This window comes from Bdellovibrionota bacterium (genome assembly GCA_035292885.1).
Taxonomy (GTDB): Bacteria; Bdellovibrionota_G; JALEGL01; order JALEGL01; family DATDPG01; genus DATDPG01.
In genome coordinates, this window is the sequence record DATDPG010000123.1 from 1 (window position 1) to 3536 (window position 3536).

The following is a 3536-nucleotide window of genomic DNA, read 5'->3' on the forward strand; positions in this document are numbered from 1 at the left end:
TCCAACAAAGCGCCTCAACCCTTTGTTTGGACCAAGACCGCCGATCAGATCCTGGAGAAAATCGCCCGCTACGCCTCCGGCACTCTCCAGGCTCATACATGAAAAGAACTATCGCGAATTCACTGACTCAGGACACTAGAACTCCCACGACACAGCGGACCTCTTCGATGGCGGTTGATTCCAAAGACAATCTCTGGGCCGCCGCGAGCCAATAATCTTTTCTGGAGGACGCCTTTGCGGGCCAGCGCGAGAGAGAAAGTTTCAGGGACTTTCAATAAAGATACACCGCTCCCGAAGCTGATGCCGAGTTGTTCGTTTGATCGCCGCCGATCCCGGTTGCATTGCTGTCCTCTGTAGGGGCACCTACGGCCAAGGTATTGCCGTCGCTACTTAGGTCAACCGAAAAGCCGAATGTATCAGGGTCCGCGGTATTTGAAGCTTTGACGTACGCTTGCTGGCTCCAGCCGGTCCCCGACCGGGTAAAAACATAAACAGCTCCGGAATTGAAAGCCAAGTTGTTCGTCTCATCGTTGTTAATTCCCGTTGCATCGCTGTCCTCTTGATAGGCTCCCACCGCCAGTGTCGTACCGTCCTGGCTTAACGCCACGGAATAGCCGAAATAGTCATCTGAAGACGCATTCGAGGCCTTGAAGTAGCCGATGGCTTCAAGAAGCTTCCCTACCGTATCGACCTGATTCGACGGCGTGCATCCGTCGGCGTTACAGGCGTCGACCCGATAGAGGGCGTTGGCCCAATCGTGGCGGTACACGGCAATATCCTTCGTGTAGCTGGTCGTCGTCAGATCGCTGCCGACCTGCGCGAATTGTGCGCCGTTTTAGCGAAAGCTTTATTACCAAGGTTTCTTCACACACCAACGGGTGACAAGGTACCTTGTCGTGGCTAGGGAACATCGCCTCAGAGTACATCAATTGAAGTGTTTGACGGATACAAATGGAAGTCCCGCCTGTCAGTTGGACCACTGAATTTGCGGCTCTTCACCCGTTTCGGGGTCGCTTACGATCACAGCCAGCTCTTTACCTTGGGAATTGAGAAGCGTCGCCCGATGAATGTTTTCCTTACGCAGATGCCGGCCCAGCTTCAACAAGTCCGCATCGCGGACTGCCGGGGGAGTCATTTCAAGCCAGTTATTTCGAATCTGGGCGCGCAGCTCGCTGGCTTGGATCTGAGTGTGAATCAGTGGGACGATCTCGGACAAGCCGGTGATCATGATCTCTTGCTTCGAGGAACGGTAGAATACGTTCCCCAGAACCGCAATGGTCGTGGCGAGCAGTCCCCAAATGGCGGCCATCACCACCCATCGTTTCAACGCCGGATGGCTCGAGCGCACCTCCCTTGAAGACGCGATCTCCGACAGGGGACTCCTTCGCTGTGACTTCGTAGATCGGGGTTTCGCTGCAGGGGGCCATTGGATCGCCGGCGATGAAGATGACGCAGGTTCGCTGGGCGCGTCTTTGGGGAGCTCGCCGGTTGTTTTGAACGCAACGAAGTTTCGCAGCAATTTTCGCGATGATGGCGAGAGATCGGAACCAAAATGGATTCCGTGACCATGGAGTGTCGTTGCGCCGCGCATCTCGGACCGGATCACCTTTCCCGTAACCATGCAGAGCTTCTGTTCTCCCTGCAATTGCATCGGCACGTAGACAATCATTTCTGTTTCGGGGGTTATTTTTTGGTTGGCAATAAGATACGCGCCGCTCTCACTCACATTTGTAAGAATCCCTCGGGAATTTTGCCGTTTGAGCGGTTTGTACATGACGGGTACTTCGTTGCTGACCCTCGGGCGGGTGCGGCGATTTCGTCGTGGATCGTGAAAGGGTTCCGTCATTCGTTCTTTTCTTGACCGAGTCGTTTCAATGGCAAACTCTATGCCGCGAATTTCGTAAACCCCGGTACGGGAAATAGGTAATCATATCAGTGTGTTGGATAGCCCGATTGCCTGATCAAATTCCAAACCAGCGAAAAACTTTCCGTGCAATGTTTGCGGAGTTGCCGAAAAGATGCCTATCGATGAGTTTGTCTTGGCTCCAATGATCTCGGTTCTAAGGCGCAGGCGGTGGAGGCTTTACAATAATATCCACAGAACGGAATTCTGCTGGCCTACCCCAAATTTTCCACACTCGGAGCGTCAGTTCATTTCGGTGCGGAAACAGATCAGCGATCTCCTCGTTCAGCTCTCGAATTTCCGAAATCGAAAACCGCAACAGTTCAGCGAATGGAGCTAAGATCTTTCTGGGGGACAAGCTCGTGAAGCTTTCATCAGGGAGAGCGAGATCGGTAAGCACAATTAACTGAATCCGGCCGGTCCGGCCTTGGACACGTTCCAACGAGCTGATGCGAAGAGGGTAAAAAAGGTGGCCGGTATTAAATGTATATTTCACCGGAGCCAAAACCGCCGCAGTCACTCCCAGGTCAATCAAATCGAAAGCAAAATACCGGTAACCATCCTGGATGTAATCGGCTACGATTTTTTTGAGTTCCGGATTCATGGAAGGAACGTCAATTCCCTCCTTCGCGAAATATTGCTCCACTGCCGTTGTAAATTCGCCGGCCTCGATCACCCGAAAAACACGTATGTCGTGCACACCGATACGTTCGTGTTGCCTTAACTCAAGCGCCTGCCAGTGGGTGTCGGCGCTCCTTGGTAGGGAGCGTTTCTTGTCTTGGACCTCACGGAGAAACGATTGGACTTTCCGGTCGATTTTTCCAAGGGAACGTTCAAAGATTTGGGCATCCACGCGTTCAATCGATGGCTCGCTCGGAAACGGACTGATTTCCAGAACGCGCGTGGGCGTAGATGCATATTTCTCGGTCGACAAGATGAGGACTTCCCTTTTTCCATTCCAGGCCACGAATGCACGCTGCGACGGTTCGAAGATATGAGCGTGATGATGAAACGGAATCGATCCCCGATCGGCGAAAAGCGGAAGTGGGGCGAAAAGAAGAAATAATATGAGTACCTTTTCCTTCACATCATCTCCTGGCGGGACGTGTTGAATTATACAGGTTAATTAACTGGTCGAGGTCCTCCTCGGTCCCACTTCCGGCAAGGCTTTCATAACTTCGTTGGTACATATGCTCCCGGGCGGCCAAGAGTTCTTGAGGTGACAAGTAAGCCGAATCGAATGTCATTGCGAGCGCACCTCGGAAATCGGGGGCCCAAATGTTGAGATTCTTCCCCTCTCTCAATGCTTGCAAGAGCACTTTTTCATCGCCGGAAAGGGGTAGACCCGCACTCATTGTAGTCTGCAGTCCTTTAAGACTGATGAATGTCGCGGCCGTACCGGAAAAATTTCCATAAACCGGCGAGTCGTTTGCTCCAAAACAAGATAGGAACAGACAAAGGGGGAGCTCCCGCCCCGCGGTCGCGCGAAACCATAGGGCCGAGACCGACTCCACATACCCGGTATTTGGGTTCCAGGCGTCCGGCTTAAAAAGGGCCAATTGCCCAGGTTCTCCATGGGAACTCCCGACAAAGGCAACGAGACTTGGATGGCGTAACTCTCGTTGTAGGTTCG

Annotated in this window: 4 protein-coding genes; all 4 read right to left on the minus strand. The window is 52.8% G+C overall.

Annotated features, from left to right (window positions below; all coding sequences use genetic code 11):
* Window positions 1–271 precede the first annotated feature (271 nt).
* Entirely contained in the window at window positions 272–769 is a 498-nt protein-coding gene (locus tag VI895_09570) for an FG-GAP repeat protein (GenBank protein HLG20045.1), read from the minus strand.
* A 198-nt stretch (window positions 770–967) separates the two neighbouring features.
* Window positions 968–1846, minus strand: coding sequence for a PilZ domain-containing protein (locus VI895_09575; GenBank protein ID HLG20046.1), 879 nt, complete (start codon window positions 1844–1846; stop codon window positions 968–970).
* A gap of 214 nt (window positions 1847–2060) precedes the next feature.
* Window positions 2061–2990 (minus strand): DUF2330 domain-containing protein, encoded by a 930-nt coding sequence (locus tag VI895_09580; protein HLG20047.1) that lies wholly within the window; start codon window positions 2988–2990, stop codon window positions 2061–2063.
* A gap of 1 nt (window position 2991) precedes the next feature.
* The coding region (locus VI895_09585; GenBank protein HLG20048.1) for a hypothetical protein at window positions 2992–3536 on the minus strand (545 nt) is incomplete at its 5' end.